Annotated in this window: 19 protein-coding genes; 11 read left to right on the top strand and 8 right to left on the bottom strand. The window is 63.7% G+C overall.

Annotated elements, in window-relative coordinates; translation table 11 throughout:
* Positions 1 to 136: 136 nt before the first annotated feature.
* The 6 genes from D9V28_RS09480 to D9V28_RS16515 all read left to right on the top strand — a co-directional run bounded on the left by D9V28_RS09480 (position 137) and on the right by D9V28_RS16515 (position 6,402).
* Positions 137 to 1,021: an ABC transporter ATP-binding protein gene (locus tag D9V28_RS09480; RefSeq protein ID WP_121659450.1), complete on the top strand. Its 885-nt coding sequence runs from the start codon at positions 137 to 139 to the stop codon at positions 1,019 to 1,021.
* Positions 1,018 to 2,139 (top strand): ABC transporter permease, encoded by a 1,122-nt coding sequence (locus tag D9V28_RS09475; protein WP_121659449.1) that lies wholly within the window; start codon positions 1,018 to 1,020, stop codon positions 2,137 to 2,139. Before D9V28_RS09480 ends, D9V28_RS09475 begins: the two co-directional genes overlap by 4 nt.
* Before the next feature lie 139 nt (positions 2,140 to 2,278).
* A complete protein-coding gene (locus tag D9V28_RS15960; protein ID WP_147440961.1) occupies positions 2,279 to 2,515 on the top strand; it encodes a hypothetical protein in 237 nt (78 codons plus the stop codon).
* 46 nt (positions 2,516 to 2,561) lie between these two features.
* Positions 2,562 to 3,650 carry a threonine aldolase family protein gene (locus D9V28_RS09470; protein ID WP_121659448.1) on the top strand — a complete coding sequence of 363 codons (1,089 nt, stop codon included), beginning with the start codon at positions 2,562 to 2,564 and terminating at the stop codon, positions 3,648 to 3,650.
* Positions 3,651 to 3,779: 129 nt separating this feature from the next.
* The gene (locus D9V28_RS09465; protein WP_121659447.1) at positions 3,780 to 5,237 is read left to right on the top strand and encodes an amino acid permease; all 1,458 of its coding nucleotides are present in this window, start codon (positions 3,780 to 3,782) and stop codon (positions 5,235 to 5,237) included.
* Between the two features lie 715 nt (positions 5,238 to 5,952).
* Positions 5,953 to 6,402, top strand: coding sequence for an FUSC family protein (locus D9V28_RS16515; protein ID WP_371870003.1), 450 nt, complete (start codon positions 5,953 to 5,955; stop codon positions 6,400 to 6,402).
* Here D9V28_RS16515 and D9V28_RS09455 read toward each other — a convergent pair.
* A complete protein-coding gene (locus D9V28_RS09455; protein WP_121659445.1) occupies positions 6,399 to 7,382 on the bottom strand; it encodes an NAD-dependent epimerase/dehydratase family protein in 984 nt (327 codons plus the stop codon). The genes D9V28_RS16515 and D9V28_RS09455 overlap by 4 nt on opposite strands.
* 155 nt (positions 7,383 to 7,537) lie before the next feature.
* Between D9V28_RS09455 and acs the strand changes: the two genes are divergently transcribed.
* The 3 genes from acs to D9V28_RS09440 all read left to right on the top strand — a co-directional run bounded on the left by acs (position 7,538) and on the right by D9V28_RS09440 (position 12,689).
* Positions 7,538 to 9,592, top strand: a complete 2,055-nt coding sequence (acs, locus tag D9V28_RS09450; protein ID WP_121659444.1) for an acetate--CoA ligase — start codon at positions 7,538 to 7,540, stop codon at positions 9,590 to 9,592.
* 333 nt (positions 9,593 to 9,925) lie between these two features.
* Positions 9,926 to 11,617: an RICIN domain-containing protein gene (locus tag D9V28_RS09445; RefSeq protein ID WP_220700478.1), complete on the top strand. Its 1,692-nt coding sequence runs from the start codon at positions 9,926 to 9,928 to the stop codon at positions 11,615 to 11,617.
* Positions 11,618 to 11,696: 79 nt separating this feature from the next.
* A complete protein-coding gene (locus D9V28_RS09440; protein WP_121659442.1) occupies positions 11,697 to 12,689 on the top strand; it encodes an LLM class F420-dependent oxidoreductase in 993 nt (330 codons plus the stop codon).
* A gap of 63 nt (positions 12,690 to 12,752) precedes the next feature.
* On the opposite strand, the gene D9V28_RS09435 is transcribed toward D9V28_RS09440, so the two are convergent.
* From D9V28_RS09435 to D9V28_RS09425, 3 genes are read right to left on the bottom strand one after another with little or no spacing between them, the layout of a single operon-like run.
* On the bottom strand, positions 12,753 to 13,463 hold the full coding sequence (locus tag D9V28_RS09435) for a hypothetical protein (protein ID WP_121659441.1): 711 nt from the start codon (positions 13,461 to 13,463) through the stop codon (positions 12,753 to 12,755).
* Positions 13,460 to 14,365, bottom strand: a complete 906-nt coding sequence (locus tag D9V28_RS09430; protein WP_121659440.1) for an ABC transporter ATP-binding protein — start codon at positions 14,363 to 14,365, stop codon at positions 13,460 to 13,462. The genes D9V28_RS09435 and D9V28_RS09430 overlap by 4 nt, the downstream gene beginning before the upstream one ends.
* Positions 14,362 to 14,721, bottom strand: a complete 360-nt coding sequence (locus tag D9V28_RS09425) for a GntR family transcriptional regulator (RefSeq protein ID WP_121659724.1) — start codon at positions 14,719 to 14,721, stop codon at positions 14,362 to 14,364. The genes D9V28_RS09430 and D9V28_RS09425 overlap by 4 nt, the downstream gene beginning before the upstream one ends.
* A 208-nt stretch (positions 14,722 to 14,929) precedes the next feature.
* Here D9V28_RS09425 and D9V28_RS09420 point away from each other — a divergent pair, with 208 nt between their 5' ends.
* On the top strand, positions 14,930 to 15,520 hold the full coding sequence (locus D9V28_RS09420; RefSeq protein WP_121659439.1) for a nitroreductase family protein: 591 nt from the start codon (positions 14,930 to 14,932) through the stop codon (positions 15,518 to 15,520).
* A gap of 76 nt (positions 15,521 to 15,596) precedes the next feature.
* On the opposite strand, the gene D9V28_RS09415 is transcribed toward D9V28_RS09420, so the two are convergent.
* Positions 15,597 to 17,750, bottom strand: a complete 2,154-nt coding sequence (locus D9V28_RS09415; protein WP_121659438.1) for an ATP-dependent Clp protease ATP-binding subunit — start codon at positions 17,748 to 17,750, stop codon at positions 15,597 to 15,599.
* Between the two features lie 129 nt (positions 17,751 to 17,879).
* Between D9V28_RS09415 and solA the strand changes: the two genes are divergently transcribed.
* Positions 17,880 to 19,043, top strand: a complete 1,164-nt coding sequence (solA, locus tag D9V28_RS09410) for an N-methyl-L-tryptophan oxidase (protein WP_121659437.1) — start codon at positions 17,880 to 17,882, stop codon at positions 19,041 to 19,043.
* Between the two features lie 59 nt (positions 19,044 to 19,102).
* Here the strand turns inward: solA and D9V28_RS09405 are convergent, their stop codons facing one another.
* From D9V28_RS09405 to D9V28_RS09395, 3 genes are all read right to left on the bottom strand, one after another.
* On the bottom strand, positions 19,103 to 19,477 hold the full coding sequence (locus D9V28_RS09405; protein ID WP_121659436.1) for a hypothetical protein: 375 nt from the start codon (positions 19,475 to 19,477) through the stop codon (positions 19,103 to 19,105).
* Positions 19,478 to 19,610: 133 nt separating this feature from the next.
* A complete protein-coding gene (locus D9V28_RS09400) occupies positions 19,611 to 21,353 on the bottom strand; it encodes an HNH endonuclease signature motif containing protein (protein WP_121659435.1) in 1,743 nt (580 codons plus the stop codon).
* Positions 21,354 to 21,560: 207 nt separating this feature from the next.
* Positions 21,561 to 22,946 (bottom strand): LLM class flavin-dependent oxidoreductase, encoded by a 1,386-nt coding sequence (locus D9V28_RS09395; RefSeq protein WP_121659434.1) that lies wholly within the window; start codon positions 22,944 to 22,946, stop codon positions 21,561 to 21,563.
* Between the last annotated feature and the right edge of the window lie 53 nt (positions 22,947 to 22,999).

Raw genomic sequence — 22,999 nt, 5'->3', positions numbered from 1 at the left:
GCCCATCGTAGGTCCGTTCAGATGGAGCGCACCTCCTCTCCCCCGTGAGGGGGAGATCAAAGACCCTTCCCCAGACGGATGCTCCGGGTCGCCACCCGGCCCTACCGTTGAGTTACGTTCACAAGAAGGGCTCCCCATGCTCGAGATTCGCAATGTCACCAAGACCTATGGCACGAGGCAGGTGCTCACCGATGTCAGTTTTGACGTGGCACCCGGCCGGATGACCGGGTTTGTCGGCGGAAACGGCGCAGGCAAGACGACAACCATGCGCATCATCCTCGGCGTGCTGAGCGCAAACGAGGGCACCGTGTCCCTCGCAGGCAACCAGCTCACTCCCGATGACCGCCGCCGCTTCGGTTACATGCCTGAGGAGCGGGGCCTGTACCCGAAGATGAAGGTTGAGGAGCAGCTCGTTTACCTGGCTCGGCTGCACGGTTTCACACCGGAGGCTGCGCGCCGCAACGCCAGGGACCTGCTCGAGCGGCTCGATCTCGGCGAGCGCCGCAACGACGCCGTCGAGAGCCTCTCCCTCGGAAACCAGCAGCGCGCGCAGATCGCGGCAGCACTCGTCCACGATCCCGAGGTACTCGTGCTCGACGAGCCGTTCTCCGGCCTCGACCCGCTCGCTGTCGACGTTGTCGTCGGCGTGCTCAAGGATCGCGCGACGGCGGGAGCCCCCGTGCTCTTCTCCTCGCACCAGCTCGACATCGTCGAACGCCTGTGTGACGACCTCGTCATCATCGCCGACGGCAAAATCCGCGCTAACGGTTCTCGCGACGGGCTCCGCGCGCAGCACTCCCGGCTTCGCTACGAACTTCTCTCGAGCGGGGATGCCGGTTGGTTGCGCACCGAAAGCGGAGTCACCGTTGTGAACTTCGACGGCGGGTACGCGGTCTTCGACGCCGACAGTGAAGCAACAGCACAGCACGTCCTTCGCACAGCACTCAGCCGCGGTGATGTCGCCACCTTCGCCCCGCAGCATCCGTCTCTCGCCGAAATCTTCAAGGAGGTCATCAAATGACGACCGTGACCCCGGATCGCGCACAGTCGACGCGACCATCCGCCCCGAGCACGATTCAAGCCACCTGGCTCGTGGCGGAGCGTGAGATCACCATGCGCCTGCGCAGCAAGGCGTTCCTCATCTCAACGGGAATCCTCTTGCTCGTTGTGCTCGCGTCCATCGTGATCGGCGGCTTCGCGGCGCAAAACGTCAGTGACACCAAGGTGGCTGTCGTCGGAACCGCATCACAGGCGGTTTCGGGGGCCGATGGGCTCGACGTCACCGAGGCGTCAAGCGTCGATGCCGCAGAGACGCTCGTGAAGGACGGCAGCGTTGAGGCGGCCATTGTGCCGGACTCGACAACGCCACTCGGCATTGCCGTCATCGGCAACACGGACGTGCCCAGTGGATTGCTCGCGCAACTGAGCATCTCTCCTCCGGTGCACCTGCTCGATGAGAATGCCACCAACCCACTGATCGTCTACTTCGTCGCCCTCGGCTTCGGTCTCGTTTTCTTTATGTCCGCGATGACCTTCGGCTCGACCATCGCGCAAAACGTTGTCGAGGAGAAGCAGACCCGGGTGGTCGAAATCCTGATGTCGGCCATTCCCGTGAAGGCGCTGATGGCAGGGAAGGTCCTCGGCAACTCGGTTCTGGCGTTCGGACAGATCGCGATCATCGCCGCGCTTTCCATCATCGGGCTCACCATCACCGGACAGACCGATCTTCTCACCGGGCTCGGCGCACCCATCGTCTGGTTTGTCGTGTTCTTCGCGATCGGGTTTGTGCTTCTCGCCTCACTGTTCGCCGCGACGGGGTCGATGGTGTCCAGGCAGGAAGACATCGGTGCAACCACAACTCCGGTGACCATGCTCGTGATGATCCCCTACTTCCTGGTGATCTTCTTCAACGACAACCCCACAGTGCTCGCGATCATGTCATACGTGCCGTTCTCCGCCCCAGTTGGGATGCCGGTTCGGTTGTTCCTCGGAACCGCCGAGTGGTGGGAGCCGCTTGTCTCACTCGTGATTCTCATTGCGACAACATTCGGGACGATCTGGCTCGGCTCACGCATCTACCAGAACTCGCTGCTCAAGATGGGCGCCCGAGTGAAGTGGGGCGAGGCGCTCAAGAGCTAAACCTCGCGTCTGAAACGACGATCACCCCCGAAGGACACCACGTCTTCGGGGGTGATTTCGTGCATCAACCTCGAACTTGAGCATCCCTCAGTTATAGGCTGCAGGTCTTACTCGGTGCGTTACCCGACAGGACCGGACAATGACAACTTCTGCTGCCCACTCGCCCACCCCACACCCGACCGGCCGCGCGCCGGAAACCCCGCTGAACCCCCTGCGCTACCACGCCATGGTCAACCCGATCCGGATTCCGGAGCCAACGCCTCCCCGCCGGCCCAGGCGGCGCTGGCCCGCCATCGCGGGGCTCGGGTTCACGGCGGTACTTCTCGCGGTCGCCGTCGCCGTGAGCCCGACCCTCGCTGCACTGTTGCCGACCTGACGCCGGCCCGTACGACAGGGAGCACGCTCGCTATTACGCTGAGTTCGTGACTGAAATTCTGCATGACCCCAACTTCCGAGGCTTCGCCAGCGACAACTATGCCGGCGCGCACCCCGAAGTTCTTGACGCGATCGCTCAGGCCAACGGCGGCCACCAGGTGTCATACGGAGCGGATGTCTACACCGCGCACCTCCAGGAGGTGTTCGCCACGCACTTCGGCGACGGCGTCGAGGTGTTCCCGGTTTTCAACGGCACCGGCGCGAACGTCACGGCGCTGCAATCCATGCTGCCCAGGTGGGGTGCGGTCATCTCGGCCTCGACGGCGCACATCAACGTCGACGAGGGCGGAGCACCCGAACGGGTCGGCGGCATCAAGCTCCTCACCGTGCCGTCCCCCGACGGCAAGCTCACTCCCGAGCTCATCGACCTCGAGGCGTGGGGCTGGGGCGACGAGCACCGGGCACAGCCACTCGTTGTCTCGATTACCCAGTCCACTGAACTCGGCACTCTCTACTCTGTCGACGAGGTCCGCACGATCGCCGACCACGCGCACGCACACGGCATGACCCTGCACATGGACGGTGCGCGACTCGCCAATGCGGCAGCGTCGCTCGGCGTTCCGCTGAAGGCCTTCACAACTGACGCTGGCGTTGACGTGCTCTCGTTTGGTGGAACGAAAAACGGCCTCCTCTTCGGTGAGGCAGTAGTGGTACTCAACCCCGCAGCATCCGATGGTCTGATCTTCCTTCGCAAGCTCAACATGCAGCTCGCCTCGAAGCTTCGGTTCGTTTCAGCGCAGCTCATCGCCCTGCTCGAGGGAGACCTGTGGTTGCGGTCGGCCCAACACGCGAACGCGATGGCCGCGCGGCTTCGGACCTCGCTTGAGGACCTTGTCGACACCGGTGCGGTCAGCGGTCTGGGATTCAGCCAGCCGACACAGGCCAATGCCGTGTTCGCGACGCTTCCGCGGAAGTCGATCGAGGTGCTGCGGGAACGCTTCCACTTCTACGACTGGAATGCGGCAAACAACGAGGTGCGCTGGATGTGCTCGTTCGACACCACCGAGGAAGACATCGACGCGTTCGTTGATGGCATCCGTGCGGAGTTAGCGACCGCTGCGAAAGCGAGCGCATAACCCAAAACAGGACAGATGTCGAGGTTCTTGCGCACACTCGACCCCCTTGTAAAACTTCCACTGTCTTCTCACCGCTGCACGGCTCACCGTCGGTGAACACCCGGTCGGGAAGGTGGACAGGGGGTCCCGATGACCGCGACACACTCCAGCCGATCGGTTCTGCGGCGCAAGCCCATTGAGGACATCGAGGAGGAGAGCAAACACAGCGGGTTGGCGAAAACCCTCGGGCTGTGGCAACTCACAGCCATCGGCGTCGGCGGCATCATCGGTGTCGGCATCTTCTCGCTTGCCGGGCTGGTCGCAGCGGGAAGCGAAGGCTCACCAGGAGTCGGCCCAGCTGTATTGATTTCCTTCCTGATCGCTGGACTCGCGTCTGCCGCGGCGGCGCTGTCCTACGCCGAATTCGCGGGAATGATCCCGCGAGCGGGCTCCGCGTATACCTACGGCTACGTTGCCCTCGGGGAAATCATCGGTTGGTTCATCGGCTGGGACCTGCTCCTGGAGTACATCGCCATTGTCGCCGTTGTGGCCATCGGCATCTCCGGATACTTTGATGCGTTCCTGTCGGGGATTGGCATCCAAATGCCGGTCGAGCTCACCTCAACCTTCGATGAGGGCCGTGGCGGAGTAGTGAACCTTCCTGCCATCGTCGTGTGTCTTCTGGTGACCTGGATCCTCAGTCGCGGAACACGGGCGTTCGGCCGATTTGAACTCGTCGCGGTCGTGATCAAAGTCCTGCTCATTCTGTTCATTATCGGACTTGGAATCTTCTTCATCGACACGGCGAACTACAACCCGTTCATGCCAAGCGGCTTCGGGCCTGTTGTGGCTGGCGCGGCGACGGTCTTCTTCGCCGTCTTTGGTTACGACGCGATGAGTACGGCCGCTGAGGAGTCGACGGACGGCAAAAAGCACATGCCGAAAGCGATCATCCTGTCGCTCATCATCGCCATGCTGCTGTATGCCGCCGCCACTCTCGTGCTGACCGGAATGCAAAATTACAAGGACATTTCACCCACAGCGGGCTTCGCCTCCGCGTTTCAAAGCGTCGGGCTCCCGGTCATTGCGACCATCATCGCGATGTTCGCCGTGCTCTCCATCCTCACCGTCATGCTGACGTTCCTCCTCGGTGTCACTCGGGTGTGGTTCTCGATGAGCCGCGATGGGCTCTTGCCCGCCTGGTTCTCCAAGACAGATAGGCGCGGCACTCCACAACGTGTGACCTGGATCGCCGGGATCTCTTCGGCATTCCTGGCGGGTGTCTTCCCGATCAAGGAGGTGGCAGACCTGACCAACATCGGCATCCTCGCGGCATTCGTCGTGGTGTGTACTGCGGTGATCGTGTTCCGGTACCGGAAACCGGATGCTCCGCGGACCTTCCGGCTGCCGTTTATGCCGGTCGTTCCTGCCTTCGGAGTTCTGGCATCCGCTTTTCTCATGGCGCAGCTGCACTGGGAGACGTGGGTGCGGTTTGGCGTCTGGCTCGTGATCGGGCTCGCCATCTACTTCTTCTATGGACGGCGCCACTCGCTCATGAACCCGGACAGCCCGCGGCACCGCACATCCAGCACGCCGACGGGGACCTGACGCCGACGCTCTGAACGCTCCTGCCTGCGGCCGAGCGTAGGCCGAAAGGGAGCCTGGCGCAGGGCGAGTCGAGGGAAAAAGAATGAAGCCTGACCGGTACCGCACCGATGGGATTCTGTTCGATCCCCGCGAGCTGGTGCGATTCGGTCCACATCTGGGTGCACACAAGGTTGCTCTTCGCGTCGTGTTCTCGATCTCAGGACCGCTCATCCTGCTTCTCACTGTGGGGCATCTTGAGCTCGCCGGATATGCACTGCTCGCAGCACTGGCCTCGGTCTACGGACGGATGGCTCCGACACGCCAACGCCTTGCCGTTCAGGCGGAGTTCGGAACCTGTCAGGTCGCGCTCATCATCCTGGGGGCGGCGCTCTCCGCCGCCGATGCGCCTGGCTGGTTGATTCTCCTTCTGATCGCGAGTGCGGCTGGACTCGGAACCGTCATTGCGGACGCACGATCCTGGCGACCAGCCGGAAGCGTGTTCTTCGTCTTTGGGCTTGGCGTCTCGGCGTCGTTGCCGGCAACCTGGCCCGGCGTCGGCGTCGCCGCTCTTCTTGCCTCGTCCGCGCTCGTCTTCACTCTTTTGGTCACGTTGATCTCAGGCGCCGGGAAACAGAGACTTCGTGCACGGAGACGACTGGCTGGAGAACCGACCGGCTCCTACCCAGCGCTTCGACCCGCGTCGCGAAACTGGCGACTGATTTCCACCCACGCACTCATGTGCTTTGTCGGTGCCTTTGTCGCCGGTGCGATTTCGCTGGCTCTGGGTTGGCAGCATCCGTACTGGGCAATGGTGTCCGCGGTAGTGCCCGTCGTGGGCGCCTCAACCTCTGGCCAGCTCATCCGCGGAAGCCACCGCGTGCTCGGCACACTCATCGGACTGATCGTCGCGATCCTGCTGTTCGGCTGGCAGCCGCAAGGGCTGTTGCTCGTCCTGATTCTGGTTGCGCTCCAAGCGGGGACCGAGCTCGTCGTTCTGCGGAATTACGCCGCGGCCCTGCTCTTCCTCACCCCACTGACCGTTGGGATGGGGCTTCTGAACGGGCCGGTGCCTGTGCTCCCGCTCGTGATCGACCGTGGTCTGGAGACTGTGGTCGGCGTCGCCGTTGCCGCCGTACTCATCCTGGCCACACACCGGGTGCGCCACCCCAAGCCGATCGTCGGTTAAACGCCGAAGCGCTCGGCCAACCGGTCGGAGAGCGCATCGAAAGCGGAATCGGTTACGCGCCGCGTGGCATCCGCTTCGTGCCATTCAATGATTTCGCGCGCGCCGTCCTCGAAGAAAGTTCGCTGGCCGAAGTCGGGGACGAGCGCCTTGAGCTTGCTGTTGTCGAACACCATCGAGTGGGTTTTGTCGCCGAGAAGGCCGGGACCCAGTTCGGGTGAAGCAGCTGCGATGACCTCGCTTGGTACATGCACGAGGTTCGGCTCGACGCCAGCGGCCCGACCGAGCGCAGCGTAGATGGCGTCCCAGGTTGGCGCCTGGTCGCCGGTGATGTGGAAGGTGTCGCCGATCGCGGCATCGCGGCCCAAGAGGCCCACGAAACCGACGGCGAAGTCACGAGTGTGCGTGATCGTCCACCGGGTCGTGCCGTCGCCGTGCACGATGACCGGAACACCGCGGCGCATGCGGTCGATGTCGGTCCAACCACCGAGGGTCGGCAGCGCGGTGCTGTCGTAGGTGTGGGACGGCCGCACGATGGTGATGGGGTAACCGGATGCCCGGTATTCGGCGACGAGGACGTCTTCGCAGGCGATCTTGTTGCGTGAATATTCCCAGAACGGGTTGCGCAGAGGCGTTGATTCCGTGACCGGCATGCGAGCAGGCGGGGTCTGGTACGCCGATGCCGAACTGATGAAGAGATACTGGCCGGTGCGGTCGCGGAAGGTGTCGAGGTGCAGCTGGTTCGGCGTGAAGCTGAGGAAGTCTGCGACGACGTCGAAGCCGCGCTTGCCGATTGCGGCGGAAAGGGACTCCGGGTTGCGGATGTCGGCTTCGAGGGTTTCGATGTCGGGGCCGAGAGGACGGTCCGTTGACTTACCGCGATTGACGACGGTCACGTCCCACCCCCGCTCAGCGGCGAGCGCGACCGAGGCGCTGCTGATGATTCCGGTACCGCCGAGGACGAGAACGCTCTGTGCAGACATGTCGCCCAGTCTGTCAGTGTTGGGTGCGGCCAGTCGGGAAAATTGCGGGGGTTGCGTGCGGGACAACCGCCGCACATGTTCGCAGCACGCGGTCACGTTACTCCCTGTTGCGCCGTGATTTATCGCCGGGCGCCCGCCACACGTAACGTCAAAGAATGACCGCGCCCGAAGCATCCGCCGCCACGATTTCGAACCTGCTCACGGAGACACGTCGCTACCCCGCGCCGGAGGAGTTCACAGCGCAGGCAAACTTCTCGGCGGTGGAGTGGGAGCAAGCGGATGCCGACCCGATTGGTTTCTGGGCTCAGGCCGCTGCGCGGCTGGAATGGGCGGAACCGTGGCACACCACGCACTCGTGGGAGCCAGTGACCGAGGACGCCGATGGTGAACTGAGTGTGCCTCGGGCCGAGTGGTTCGCCGGCGGCAAGCTCAACGTCGCCGTGAACTGTGTTGACAGGCACGTCGCCGCTGGAAATGGCGACAAAGTGGCCCTGTACTTCGAGGGCGAGCCGGGTGACCGACGAACGATCAGTTACGCCGAGCTACAGCGTGAGGTGTCGAAGGCCGCGAACGCGCTGACCGAACTCGGCATCGGTGAGGGTGACCGTGTCGTCATCTACCTGCCGGTGATTCCGGAAACCATCATCGCCACTCTCGCGGTGGCGCGGATCGGGGCCATTCATTCGCTCGTGTTTGGCGGGTTCAGCGCCGAGGCTCTGCGATTCCGGGTGGAAGACACCGAGGCGAAGCTGCTCATCACCACCGACGGGCAGTTCCGTCGCGGGGCGGCGGTTGCCGTGAAGGGCAACGCTGATGCCGCCGTCGATGGGGTGCCGAGCATCGAGCACGTACTCGTTGTGCGTCGCACCGGTGATGCAACCCCCGGCATCGCGTGGACGCCCGGGCGGGACGTGTGGTGGCACGACACGGTGGACGTGGCATCCGATGTTCATGTTCCTCAAGCGTTCGATGCCGAGACACCGCTGTTCATCATCTACACCTCGGGGACGACAGGCAAGCCCAAGGGCCTCGTGCACACCTCGGGCGGCTACCTGACACAGGCGTCGTGGAGCCACTGGGCGATCTTCGACGCGAAAGCCGACGACGTGCACTGGTGCACGGCCGACCTGGCCTGGGTCACCGCGCACACCTACGAGATTTACGGTCCGCTGTCGAACGGGCTCAGCCAGGTGATCTACGAGGGCACCCCGAACACCCCGCACACCGCGCGGCACTTCGAAATCATCGAGCGCTACGGCGTGACGACGTACTACACGGCGCCGACGCTCATCCGAACGCTGATGACCTGGTTCCCCGCTGGAGTGCCCACCGAGTACGACCTCTCCTCACTTCGGCTGCTCGGCACTGTCGGCGAAGCCATCAACCCGGAGGCGTGGGTCTGGTTCCACACCCACATCGGTCGCGGACAGACGCCGATCGTCGACACCTGGTGGCAGTCAGAGACGGGTGCGGCCGTGATGGCACCCGTGCCGGGAATCTCAACGCTCAAGCCGGGATCGGCAAACCGTGCGCTGCCGGGCCTCTCGACTCTGATCGTTGACGACGACGGAACACCTGTGCCGTTCGGTGAAGGAGGTTACCTCGTCGTCGACCGCCCGGGCCCCGGGCTCGCCCGCACCGTCTGGGGCAATCCCGAACGCTACCGGGACTCGTACTGGGCCCGATTCTGGAAGCAGGGCTACTTCTTCTCCGGTGACGGTGCCAAGTGGGACGCCGACGGCGACATCTGGGTGCTCGGCCGGGTTGACGACGTCATCAACGTTTCGGGGCACCGGCTGTCGACGATCGAGATCGAATCGTCGCTCGTCGCGCATCCCGCGGTGGGCGAGGCTGGCGTCGTTGGGGTGACGGATGCCATTACTGGCCAGGCCATTGCGGCTTACGTCATTCCGGCCCAGCGTTCACAGGGCGTCGAAGCCGAGGACCCCGCGTATTGGTTGGGGCTTCGCGATGAGCTCACGACGGTCCTGCGGGAACACGTTGCCGCGCAGATCGGGCCGATCGCCAAGCCCCGCGACGTCGTCGTCGTGCCGGACCTGCCGAAGACCAGGTCGGGCAAGATCATGCGCCGGCTGCTCGGGGACATCTCCGACTCGCGCCCGCTCGGCGACGTGACGAGCCTGCAGGACGAGACAGCGCCGGCGCGGATCGAGCGAATCGTTCGAGCGGGGCGCGCGCTCAACCGCTGACCGCGCCACCCGCTCGCCCATCCCCCACCCCGCCGTCCGCACTCCGCCGTCCCCGTCCGCGCCCGTTTCTCGCCGTCCCGTGGCCCGTCACTCGCCGTCCCCCAACCCGCTCGCCCATCCCCGCCATCGGCACTCCGCCCGCAGCCTGCTCGCCCGCGATCTCGACGGCCCGTTTGCCAAAAATGGCTCTGAAACCGTGGATTCAGGCGCCCAGCCAGCACTTTTTGGTAAATGAGCATCGCGGTGATGTTCAGGCGCGCCCTCGTCGAACCGGAGTCGCTCGCGCATATCCGTAGGATGAGAACGACCGTATCCGTTCACGAGACAGCCGAGATGCCCGCTCCTGCCCCCGCTCGCACTGCACGCGTTCGGCGAGCGCGGCGCCCGAAGAGCAGGGTTGCTCTCGGTGCTTCCGCGGTTCTCGTCGTGCTCTTGGCGCTCCTCACAACGGGAAGCGCGGATGGGACGTACGCACTCTGGTACGACAGGGCCACCCAGCCGCCGATCGTGATGCAGGCTGCGTCCATCAAAGCGGTGAGCGCACTCGACACGCCGCCGACCGTCACTTTCTCGGCCGGGCTCACCGAGAAGACCGGCGGCCTGACCATCACCAACGCCGGAACGATCGACGCTGCCTATACGACAACGACGACCGCGACGGGTTCGACCCAACTCACCCAGGGCATCACCGTCGACGTGTGGAAATCGACGATCACGCAGGGATGCTCCACCCCGATCTCGCCGGTTCGCGGAACATGGGCGGCGTTCCCTGTGCTCACCGGCACGCTCGCGGCGGGCGCGTCACAGTTCTACTGTCTGAAAACAACGCTGACGACCGCCGTCGGCATCACCTCAGACACCTCAATGACGGCTACGTTCAACACAGTGTTGCAGCGCAGCAACTGGACAAGTCCGGCTTCGTCTTCGGTGACCCAGTCTTTCGTTGACGCGTCTCCGAAGGCACCGACCAGCCTGTCCTTCAGCGGCACGACCTCAACGTCGACCACCTTGAACTGGAGTGGCGCAACCGATGATGTTGGCGTGACCGGGTATGACATCTACCGGGATACAACGCTGATCGGAAGCACGACGGGGGCCACGTCGTTCATCATTACCGGTCTCGCCGCGTCGACAGCGTACAGCTACACCGTCGTGGCGAAAGACGGGGCTGCGCACGTTTCACCCGCGTCGCCGAAAGCAACCGTCACAACCCTGGCGGTGGGTGCTCCCTCCGGCTGGTTCCAGATCGTCAACAGCACGAGCCAGCTCTGCATCGACGCCACCGGTGCTGGCACAGTCAATTTCACGGCGCTCATCCAATACGCCTGCAGCAACCCTGCAGCAGCGAACCAGCAGTGGTCGTTCTCCGGCCCGAACGCCGACGGTTACTACACAGTCGTCCCGAAACATTCCAACGCCATCATCTGGGACGTCGAGGCGGCGTCGAGCAACAATGCAACACGCATCATCCTCTATGCACCCAACCTGGGAACCAACCAGCAGTGGAGCGTCATCGCTGTTGGGGGCGACAAATATCAGTTCGTCGCCCGCAACAGCGGCAAATGCATGTCAGTCATCGGCGGAGTCGCAACCTCCGGTGCGGGGTTCGAGCAGGTCACCTGTAATCCGAACGACCCAGCGCAGACATTCACGCTGAAAAACGTCGGTGCGACGAACGCGAGGATGAGCACACCAGAGCACGTTGTGACGCAGCTCACGTGTGAATCCTCGGCATCGCCGTCGTGGATGGCCACGTACAGATGGACTCCCCCGACCGGTGTCGACCCAGCGACCCTGAAGTACAACCTCTACGTCAACGGGGTCAAGATTGCGAACACCGCCGACGGATGGAACCCGTACGTTCAGCTGACCAACGCCACCGTGCCGTCATCGATCCCTCTCGGTCGCTCCCCCGTCAGCGTCCAGCGCATCATGCCGGACGGCAGCGAGACCGCCGTCGGCGCCGGAATCGTGGACATTCAGCGATATCAAACGACAACGGATCGGACGTTCGCCTGCGGATAGTCCGCTGCCACGCAGCATCCGTCATCGTTTGTTGTGTCAATCCCCGAAGAACGGACGGTGCCGCCAATAGGCTGACCGCATGAGATTTGGAATGTTTGTGCCACAGGGTTGGCGCTTTGACCTCGTAGGAATTGACCCGGCTGAACAGTGGGCAACGATGAACAGCCTCGCGGCCCACGCCGACGCGGGCGAGTGGGAGTCGATCTGGGTGTACGACCACTTTCACACGACGCCCGAGCCGAGCGAAGAAGCAACGCACGAGGCCTGGACGCTGATGTCCGCGTTCGCAGCCACGACAAAGCGCGTGCGCCTCGGCCAGATGTGCACCTGCATGAGCTACCGCAACCCGGCGTACCTGGCCAAGGTCGCGGCGACGATCGACGTCATCTCGGGCGGTCGCGTCGAGATGGGCATCGGCGGCGGCTGGTATGAGCACGAGTGGCGTGCGTACGGCTACGGTTTCCCGAGCGCTGGCGACCGCCTCGGTCGGCTCGACGAGGGTGTGCAGATCATGAAGCAGGCCTGGGAAACCGGCACAGCCACCCTCGACGGCAAGCACTACCAGGTGGACGGCGCCATTGTTCGCCCGCTTCCGCTTCAGGGCTCGGGCATCCCGTTCTGGATCGCCGGTGGCGGCGAGAAAGTGACCCTCCGGATCGCGGCGAAGTACGCTCAGTACACGAACTTCGACGGATCACCCGACGGCTTCACCCACAAGAGCGACATCCTTCGTGCCCACTGTGACAAGGTCGGGCGAGACTTCCAGGAGATCGTGCGCAGCTCGAACTACAACGTCGTGATTGCTGACACCGAAGCTGAGGTCGCCGACCGGCTCGACGCCATCCAGGCGAGGGTCACCCCCTACCTCGGCGAAGCGAAAGCAGCCAGCTTCATGGCCGAGTACCGGAGCGGTAATGCGCTCGGTGTCGGAACCCCCGAGCAGGTCGCCGAGCGACTCTCGGCAATGCGCGACAAGGGACTCGCCTACGCGATCACGTACTTCCCCGAGGCGGCATACGACCGCTCGGGGATCGAACTCTTCGAACGTGAGGTCATGCCAGCGCTGGTCTGAGCGTGACCACCAAGCAGGGTTCCGCCACGAGTGTGTGCGGAACCCTGCTTGGTTTTGGAGTGGCTAGCGAACGATCGCGGATCGCAGCAGCGACCACATTCCGGCTGAGCTCAGCGCTATGACGACTGCAGCGGTGACCGCGAGCCACCACAGCTCGAACCGGCCGAGGATCTCGGCGGCCGATGGGATGAGCACGATCAGTGCGAGCACCAGCACGAGCCCGACTCCGACGCCGATGACCTGGGGGCCGCGTGCTCCGAACCGGAGCCACGCAGCGCCGAAGACTCCGCCGATGGTGAGCATCGACAGCGTGCCCAGGAAGACGGTCGGCAGGAGCCGACTGAGATCCCCTGCGCCGAGGACGTAGACGTCGAACACGTAGAACCCGGCGAACCAGTGATCCGTCGCGATTTCAATGGTCGTGAGCACCGCAAACACGAAAGCGAGGTAGGCGGAGACCAGGACGGCCCAGAGCACAGTCCCTCCGGCGAACCCGCGCCGCGTGGCTCCGAGACTCAGAGCGAAGGGGAACGTCGTTGCGACCGACTGAACGCCGAGGTAAACGAGGAAGCCCGCGAGCGAATAGAGAATGCCGGGGTTGGACTGGGAGCCTGAGATCCAGCCCTCAGAGCCGGGCTGGCTGCCGGCCCGCCAGAACAGGAACGAAATCAACACGGAGACCACGGCGACCAGCCCGGTGATGTACAGCGGCACCGCGAAGGTGATCTCGCGCTTGTTGAGGTGCAGTTTGGTGCTCGAAATCAGTGTGCTCATGCGCTTCGAACCTCTTCTTTTCTGTCGGATGCTGCGTCGTTCGCCCCGTAGGCCGCCACAAGCTGCTGCAGGGTTGCGCGAACGATCTGAACTCTGAGTTCCTGTGCGAGTTCGCGAGTCTCGCTGTCGAGAGCGCCGAAGCCGGTTGCGGACATCAACCCGCCGACGGTGCTCGTCGACAGGACCTGCGCGTTGCCGGTCAGGCGGGTGACGGCCGGTGTTGTGCCACTCATCACCCACGCCGTTTCGGTGGCCTCGTCGCTGGCCGCGTCAAGGACCACGCGGCCCTTGTCCATGATCACAACGCGGTCGAAAAGCGATGCGCTTTCTTCGATCAGGTGGGTTGAGAAAACGACGGTGCGGGGGTGATCCTCATAATCGCGCAGGAGAACCGTGTGGAAGAAGGCCCTCGCGGTGACATCGAGGCCGAGGTACGGCTCGTCCAGGAGGGTGATGGGGGCACGTGACGCGAGGCCGAGCACAATCGCGACCGATGAGAGCTGACCACGCGAAAGCTTCTTGATCGGTGTTCTGGCGGGGATGCGGAATCCCTCGACGAGCTCGGCGGCGACCTCAGGACTCCAGTTCGGCGCGAAGTTCGGGGCGATGCGCAGCACGTGGTGCAGCCGATAGTCGTCCGGATACCGTTGGTTGTCGCGCACGTAGCTGATCTGCGCGAGCGTCGGCGCGTGTTCGAACGGATCGTGTCCCGCCACTGTCACGTTGCCCGAGGTGGGGCGATCCTGCCCGGCCATGATCGACATCACGGTGGTCTTGCCCGCTCCGTTTCGGCCGAGAAGCCCGACGAAGGAATGCTCCGGAACAGCGAAGCTCACGGAGTCGAGCGCTCGAACACGACCGAATTGTCGGGTGACCGAGTCGATTTCAATGGTGTTCGTCATTTGCTGTCCTCCTGGTTGATCAAGTCGTCGAGTTCTTCCCTGTAGATGCGAAGCAAGCGGGCCTCATGCACCAGTGGGGCGATGTGTCGTTCCGAAAACGCCGCGCGCCGCTTCACTCGCAATTTCTCGCGCGCACCAGCGGCCACAAACATTCCGACTCCGCGTTTTTTGTAGAGCACGCCCTGCTCGACGAGCAGGTTCACACCCTTGGCGGCCGTGATGGGACTGATCTGGTAGAAAACCGCGTATTCGTTGGTGGACGGCACGCTGGATTCTTCCGGATACGTTCCGGCCAGAATGTCTTCGGCCACGCGATCAGCAAGCTGCTGGTAGATCGGGATTTCCCCTGTGAACATGATCACGACCTTAGGTTCTATAGTTCACTAGTTAACCTAAGGTCTTGCTCGATCCTTGTCAACCCGCCCACGACATCCGTAACCATCAGCTCTCGAGCGGATGCCGTGGGTACAGTGAAAGGGGGCGGTCACGTGGAATTTCCTGCGCCACCAGTCCCTTCCATATACATAGGTCAATGGCGACTTCCGTTCTCACAGAAAGATCCTCATGACCACGTCATCACTCAGCCGCACAGCGGTCACAAGCGCCCCCATTCACGAGGTGCTCGCCGAACGGTGGAGCCCCCGCTCCTTCGACCCATCAGTCGAGGTCCCGGCCGAGAAGATCACCTCGGCCCTCGAAGCCGCTCGCTGGTCGGCCTCAGCGTCGAACACTCAGCCGTGGCGCTTCATCGTTGCGCGCCGCGGCACCGCCGAGCACGCAACCATCGTTGAGAACCTCATGGGCTTCAACCAGGTGTGGGCGAGCTCCGCGGCGGTCCTCATCGTCAATCTCGCCGCTGTCACCACCGAAAACGGAACTCCGCTGCGGTGGGCACAGTACGACCTCGGCCAGGCCGTCGCCAACCTCACCGTCCAGGCCCACCACGACGGACTCCACGTTCACCAGATGGGTGGCATCGAGGTCGATGGACTGCGCGCCGCCTTCACGATCGATGCGACCCTCGAACCCATTTCCGTCACCGCCCTCGGATACCTCGGAGCGCCCGACGCCCTCGAGAGCGATGTCCTTCGTGAGCGCGAGGTCGCACCGCGCGTGCGTCGCCCGCTGAATGACCTCGTTTTGGTCAGCGCGTAACCAGCGAGGAAACGCAAGACATAAAGAAGAGCGGATGCCATGGCATCCGCTCTTCTTATCTGTTCAGTTTTCGGTACTACGACACCGTTACCGGAACCGATCCGACCGTGAGCGAATCAGCGGCAGCGTCGAGGTCGACGCGCACGGTGTCACCGTCACGGATCGCGCCGCCCAGCAACGCCATAGCGAGTCGGTCGTCGATTTCGGTCTGCATGAGTCGACGCAGCGGACGGGCCCCATAGATCGGGTCGTATCCTCTCTCGGCGAGCCAGCTGCGAGCGTCGGGGGTCACGGCGAGCTCGAGTCGGCGCTCGTTGAGCCTGCGCTGCAGCCGGTCGATGTAGAGCTCTACGATCTGGCCGAGGTCCTCCTCGCTCAGTGCGGAGAACACCACGATGTCGTCGAGCCGGTTGACGAACTCGGGCTTGAACGACTGGCGCACCAGCTGCTGAACGGCCTCTTCCTTCTCGGCCCACGGCAGCTCCGAGTCGACCAGGTAGTGCGAACCGAGGTTTGAGGTGAGGATGAGGATCGTGTTGCGGAAGTCGACCGTTCGGCCCTGCCCATCGGTGAGCCGACCGTCGTCGAGCACCTGCAGCAGCACGTCGAACACCTCGGGGTGTGCCTTCTCGACCTCGTCGAACAGCACAACCGAGTACGGGCGCCGCCGCACGGCTTCGGTCAGCTGACCGCCCTGCTCATAACCGACGTAGCCGGGAGGAGCACCGACGAGCCGCGACACCGAGAACTTCTCGCCATACTCCGACATATCGATGCGAACCATAGCCTTCTCGTCGTCGAAGAGGAACTCGGCGAGCGCCTTGGCCAGCTCGGTCTTACCGACACCCGTTGGGCCGAGGAACATGAACGAGCCTGTGGGGCGGTTGGGATCCGAGATGCCGGCGCGGGTGCGCCGAACAGCATCCGATACCGCTGAAACCGCCTGCTTCTGGCCGACAAGGCGTTTGCCGAGCTCGGTTTCGAGGTGCAGCAGCTTCTCGGTCTCACCTTGCAGCAGCCGTCCGACCGGGATGCCGGTCCAGGCGGCGATCACCGCGGCGATGTCGTCTGAGGACACCTGGTCGTTGACCATCAGCGGTCCGTCGGTTTCGGCCTGCTCGGCCTCTTTAATCTCCGCCTCGATCTTCGGAATCACCTCGTACTCCAACCGCGATGTCTCCTGGTAGTTCGCCTCGCGCAGGGCACGGTCGCGGCGGGACTTCATCTCGTCGAGCTGGGTCTTGAGGTCGCCGACCCGGTTGAGGTTGGAACGCTCCTTGTCCCAGCGCCCCTTCAACTCGTCGAGCTCGGACTGCTTCTCGGTCATGTCCTCACGCAGTTTGGCGAGGCGCTGCTTTGACGCGTCGTCCTTTTCCTTCTTCAGAGCGAGCTCCTCCAGCTTCAGTCGACTGACGGCGCGCTGCAGCTCGTCAATTTCCACCGGCGACGAGTCGATCTCCATCCGCAGGCGGGATGCAGCTTCGTCAATGAGGTCGATGGCCTTGTCTGGCAGTTGCCGAGCGGGGATGTATCGATTCGAGAGGGATGCCGCGGCAACGAGTGCGGAGTCGGCGATCGTGACCTTGTGGTGGGCTTCGTACCGCTCCTTGAGTCCACGCAGGATAGCCACGGTGTCTTCGACGCTCGGCTCCCCGACGTAGACCTGCTGGAACCGCCGCTCCATGGCGGCGTCCTTCTCGATGTACTCCCGGTACTCATTGAGCGTGGTCGCGCCGATCATGCGGAGTTCCCCTCGGGCGAGCATCGGCTTGAGCATGTTGGACGCCGCGACGCTGCCTTCACCTGCGCCGGCTCCCATGAGGGTGTGGAGCTCGTCGATGAAGGTGATGATTTCGCCCTCGGCGTCCTTGATCTCCTGCAGCACGGCCATGAGCCGCTCCTCGAACTCACCACGATATTTCGCGCCGGCGATCAGGGCTGCGAGGTCGAGCGAAACAAGCTGTTTGCCCTTGAGCGAGTCGGCCACGTCTCCCGCGACGATCCGCTGCGCGAGACCTTCGACGACAGCGGTCTTGCCGACGCCGGGCTCTCCGATCAGGACGGGGTTGTTCTTGGTGCGGCGAGTGAGAACCTGGCTGACCCGGCGGATCTCCGCGTCGCGGCCGATGACGGGGTCAAGCTTTCCGGTACGCGCCACGTCGGTGAGGTTGACACCGTACTGCTCGAGGGCGCTCTTCTGCTTTCCCTGCGGCTGCTGTCCAGGCTGCATGCTTCTCCTAAAGTTGAGTCTCGGTGACTCAAGTTTAGCAAGGGCCCTCCGTCCGCGCCAGCTTCTAAGCTGGGAGACGTCCGCGTGCCGTGAGCCGACGGCATCCGCTCCCCAACGTGAAGGACACCGATGAACCACGTCGACGTTATTGTCATCGGCCTCGGATCGATGGGCGGAGCCGCGGCGAATGCGCTCGCCCAGCGCGGCCACAGTGTGCTTGGCATCGAGCGGTTCTGGCCGAGCCATGATCGCGGATCCGCGCACGGAGGAACTCGCATCATTCGACAGTCGTACTTCGAGGGACTCGAGTACGTACCGTTGCTCCGCCGGGCCTATGCGGGCTGGCGGCAGCTCGAGGAACAATCGGAGAGGTCGCTGATGACGCTCACCGGCGGGATCTACATTGGTGACCCCGGTGAGGATACTTTCACCGGGGCGCTCGCGTCCGCCCAGCACTGGGGACTGCCGCACGATGTGCTCACCAGCGACGAAATCTCCGAGCGGTTTCCGGCGATGCAACCAGCCCCGCACGCCATGGGCCTGTTTGAGCAGAATGCCGGATTCGTTGATCCCGAAGCTACCACCGCTGCGAACATTCAGGTGGCGACCATGCACGGCGCCCAACTGCACTTCGGCGAGACCGTGCTGTCGTGGACGGCAACCAAAGGCGGCGGGGTCGAGGTGGTGACCACGCGCGGACGTTACGGTGCCGACCGACTGGTCGTCGCGCCTGGTGCGTGGTCTGAGCGCCTGTTGGGCGAGGTTGGTGCGCCAGTGGCATCCGAGCGCCAGGTTGTCTACTGGTTTGAGCCGGACTACTCCAGCGGTAAACCGCGCCCGAGCGATTATGCGGTCGGTACGCAGCCGGTCTTCATCGAACGCACCGACGGGAACGAGCAGGTCTACGGTTTCCCCGTTGTTCCCGGCCAGACCGCCGGCATCAAGATCGGCTTCTTTCACGACTACACACCCACCGACCCGGATGCCATCAGCCGCGACGCGTTGCCGTTCGAGGTCGCGCAGATGCAGTCCCGCGCGCTGGATCTGTTTCCGCACCTCACCGGACGACTACTCGCGGCGAGTACGTGTCTCTACCCGAGCTCGCCGGACGATCACTTCATGCTCGGCCTGCACCCCGAGCACTCACAGGTTACCGTCGCCACCGGATTTGGCGGACACGGGTTCAAGTTCGTGCCGGTCGTCGGCGACATCGTGGCCGACCTGTCGACCCGTGGGCGCACCGATCTGCCGATTGGCTTGTTCTCGCTTGAGCGGGAAGCGCTGCGGCGATAGGTCCGGGTCCGTCAGGCCGCGCTACTTCCGCCGAGCTGTTGCGTTTCAGTCTTCGGAAGTCAGCGGGCTGTGTCGTCTCCGGGTACCGCGTCACCGTCTTCAGTCACCAATCCCCCGTCGGTGACTCGTGCACCGTTCCGGTCGACCGTCCCGTCGACGGCGCCGCCAGCGCGGACCGGGAGGTCACTGTCGACTGACGTCCCATCGGGCGAAGCAGCGACATCAGTTCCTTGAACGATGCGCTCGTCGAACTGCTCAACGATCCCATTGGTCTGGTCGAAGGGGTGGGCAACATCGCCGAGCACTCCGACGTTGTCGTCCTCGGTTGTTTCCGAACCGGTGTTTGCGCCGGCCTCCGTGCGATCGGCGGGGCTGACTTCTGCGTCAGCGTCCGTGATCTTCAGCTGATCCTGGATTTCGCGTTCGTCACTCATGATGTGAAGCTACGCGCCGCCCCTCCGTCGGCCAAGGGCTTGACAGGCACGTACGGCGTTCCGAAGGGTTAGCGTTCCGATCGGTTGAGGCGTCGGAAAGATGAGGCGTCGGACGCCGAGCGGACCCGCGAATTCAGCCGGTGCTCGCCGTCCTGTTTTCACCGTCTGGGATGTAGGCGGCGTCCTGCCTGCGTGCTCGCGCTTGAGCGGTCGCGCGCCGCCGTGCCCGCATGAGCCCCGACTTGCTCTCGAGCAGAATCTCTTTTTGCTCCGGATCGATGCTGACCGGAGGGATCAGATAGTAGTCGGCACTGCGGCGCTGAATCACCCAGCCGTTGTTGTGCACGAGCATGTGGTGATGTCGGCAGAGCAGTATCCCGTCAACCACCTCGGTTTTGTTCGACTTCTTCCAGGGCACGATGTGGTGGGCTTCCGTCCACGACACTGGCCGGTCGCAGCCAGGGAACATGCAGCCGCCATCGCGAGCGGCAAGGGCTCGGCGCTGGCGGCGGTTGAACAGGCGCATCGAGATGGAGGATTCGAAGGGAACGTTGTCAGCGCCGAGGAGGATTGCGACAATCTCGGCGTGACAGATCGCGCGTTCGACCGTGGCGAGCGAGACCGCTTCACGGGAGTCTTCGAGCATTCCTATGCTGCCGAATCCCACCACACCCGAGCACGAGTCCGTGCGTTGTAAACCGCCGGTAACGCCCTGTCCGACCGTGAGGCCCGTGCGGCTGCGGCCTGCAGTGTTGTCGGGGTTGCCGATACTGACCGAGCCCCTGGTGTCATCGGTCGAAACAATCAACCTGACCGACGCCGTGCGGTCAAAAACCGTGTCAGGGTCCGCCGTCGCTCCGACCTGCATGAGGTGGATCAACGTGTCGAGGGCTATCTGTTCTGTGCTGCGGGGATCGTTGATCAGAGCTTCGGCCGCAGCAATCTTCTCCGGGTCAACGAAACGGGGTCCGCCTCGTCGCGGGCCGGTGGCGGCGTCGATGATCGACGCAAAGATCGCTTCGTTCTCGGGGTCGAGGCGGATCGCGACGCCACGCATTCCGGTCGCATCTCGGCGGAGCATGCGCAGGCCGCGCATTTCACGGAGCAGGTCTTCGCGTTCGGCGACGCCAGCAACATCGATCAGGTTGCGTTCCTCGCGAGCCAGTCGGGCGAGTTCGTCGGCGTCGCAGGTGGCCGCCATGGGCAGCAGACGCTCGGCCGCCGCCCGCAACAGGTCACTTGGCACTGTCTCGCTGGGTTCACCGAGACCGCGGGTGATTACTCCCGCAGCAGTGGTGGAAAGAGTTCCCTGCGCCACCGCCAGGGAGACAGGTGAATGCCAGGGCACCTCCACGGGAGGCACAGGAAGCGGTTCAGATTCTTCCCCGTCGTCGGGGGTGCCGCCGTCGGCCGATCGCTCGGCCTCTGCGCGCTCGGCGGCAGCGCGCAGCCGTTCGGCCGCTTCAGCTTCACCCAGTGCGGTACCCACCCGAACCTGCTTCGCAGCCTCACCGCGGGTAGACCCGGTGATTGACTGCACCAACTGTTCAGGCGTGCGCATCCCTCGGCGCTGGGCGAGGCCGGAGTAGCCGAGTTCGCGGTCGGAGAGCTTCGCGATTTGTCCGGCACCTATTGCGACGAGCGCCTCGCCGAGCTTCATCACCTCAGCGGCAGCCTTTGTGAACCGCTCCACTTCGTCGGCACTGAGCTCACAGACGAGGTCGCTCTCGCTGACATCGCTGGCCGGGCCAGTCGTTTCGCCGCCCGGAAAGTCACCGATGTGGTCGCCGTTGTGGTCGCCGGAGAACACCGGAAGGCCGAGGGTGGTTCGCAATTGCGTGACCACCTCGGGCAACCGATCCAGAATCTGAGGCATACTCCGATTCTATCCGAAACGAACCTCTTTTTCGAAGATTCGTTCGAGTTGCGGCAAAGTCGTGGATAGCCTTTTTCGTCATGCCGACTGTGGAGGAACTGATTGCATCGCCGCCGCAGCAGGGGGTGAGCATCCGGTTGAGGGGTGGTGGTGAAAGCCCCGGTTACGGGGGTTACGGGCGAGACCGAGCGGCGTTACCTTGCTTACTCAGGCCGACGCGACGCGCTCCCGATAACTGAACGATGCACCTTTGTGCTCTCCGGGCAGCCGATCACCACGACCATGCAACTTGTTGCGCAGGGTCCCCGGCGTGTAGTCCGTGGGGTACGCATCACGCTTTTGCAGCTCGGGAATGACGAACTCCACAATGTCCTCGAACGAGCCTGGCGTGATCGCGTAGGCCAGGTTGAAGCCGTCGACATCTGTCTCCTCAACCCATGACTGCAGCTGGTCCGCAACCTCACTGCCCGACCCGACGATGCGGGTGCCGAGGCCACCGATTCCCGCCCAGGCTGCGATATCGCGCACGGTCCACTCGCTGCCGTCCTCCGACGCCGCCTGGAAGTTCGCCACAGCCGACTGGATCGCGTTGCTCTTCACATCGCCAATCGGAGCGTCGAGGTCGTACTGCGAAAGGTCGATGCCCATCCAACCAGACATGAAGACCAGTGCACCTTCGACGCTCGCGTACTTCTGATAGTCCTCGTGCTTGGCCTGCGCCTTCTCAGGCGTTTCGTCTGTGATGACAGTGACCAACTGGTAAATCTTCGCACTGTACCGATCCCGCCCTGCCGCTTCGAGAGCATCCCGAATCTTCGACACGGTCGCCTTGAGCACCGCCTTCGTGGGCGATCCTACGAAAATCGCTTCGGCGTTCTCGGCCGCGAACTGCACGCCTCGACCAGACGCCCCAGCCTGGAAGATGACCGGGGTGCGCTGCGGCGACGGCTCAGACAGGTGGATACCCGGCACTGTGTAGTTCTTACCGAAGTGACCGATCTCGTGCACCTTGGTCGGGTCGGTGAACACACCGGTCTCGCGATCGCGCACGACGGCGTCGTCTTCCCACGACCCTTCCCAGAGCTTATAGAGCACCTCGAGATACTCGTCCGCGATGTTGTATCGCTCGTCGTGCTCGATCTGGTCTTCGTGGCCCATGTTGCGGGCAGCGCTCGGCAGGTAACCGGTGACAACGTTCCAGCCGACCCTCCCCTTGGTGAGGTGGTCGAGCGTCGACAGTCGCCGCGCGAACGGGTACGGGTGCTCGTACGCGGTGCCGGCGGTGATGCCGAAGCCGAGGTTCTCGGTCACGGCGGCCATGGCCGAGACGAGCAGCAGCGGGTCGCTCACCGGAACCTGCGCTCCGTTGCGCAGCGCGGCCTCATTGCTGCCGCCGTACACGTCATAGGTGCCGAGCACGTCGGCGATGAACAAACCGTCGAACTTGCCACGCTCGAGCAGTTTGGCGAGATCGGTCCAGTAGCTGAGGTCCGTGTATCGCTGCGACTGGTCATCGGGGTGACGCCAGAGGCCGGGCGACTGGTGAGCGACGCAGTTCATGTCAAAAGCATTGAAGCGGATGTGACGAGGCATCTTCCCATCGTCGGTCACGTCGCGCGTGTGGTCACGTAGCAACGAAACACGGC

Origin of the sequence: Mycetocola zhadangensis (assembly GCF_003668565.1) — a bacterium.
GTDB lineage: Bacteria > Actinomycetota > Actinomycetes > Actinomycetales > Microbacteriaceae > Mycetocola_A > Mycetocola_A zhadangensis.
Note: the sequence above shows the minus strand (reverse complement) of the source record. Positions and strands in the feature narration are given on the sequence as shown.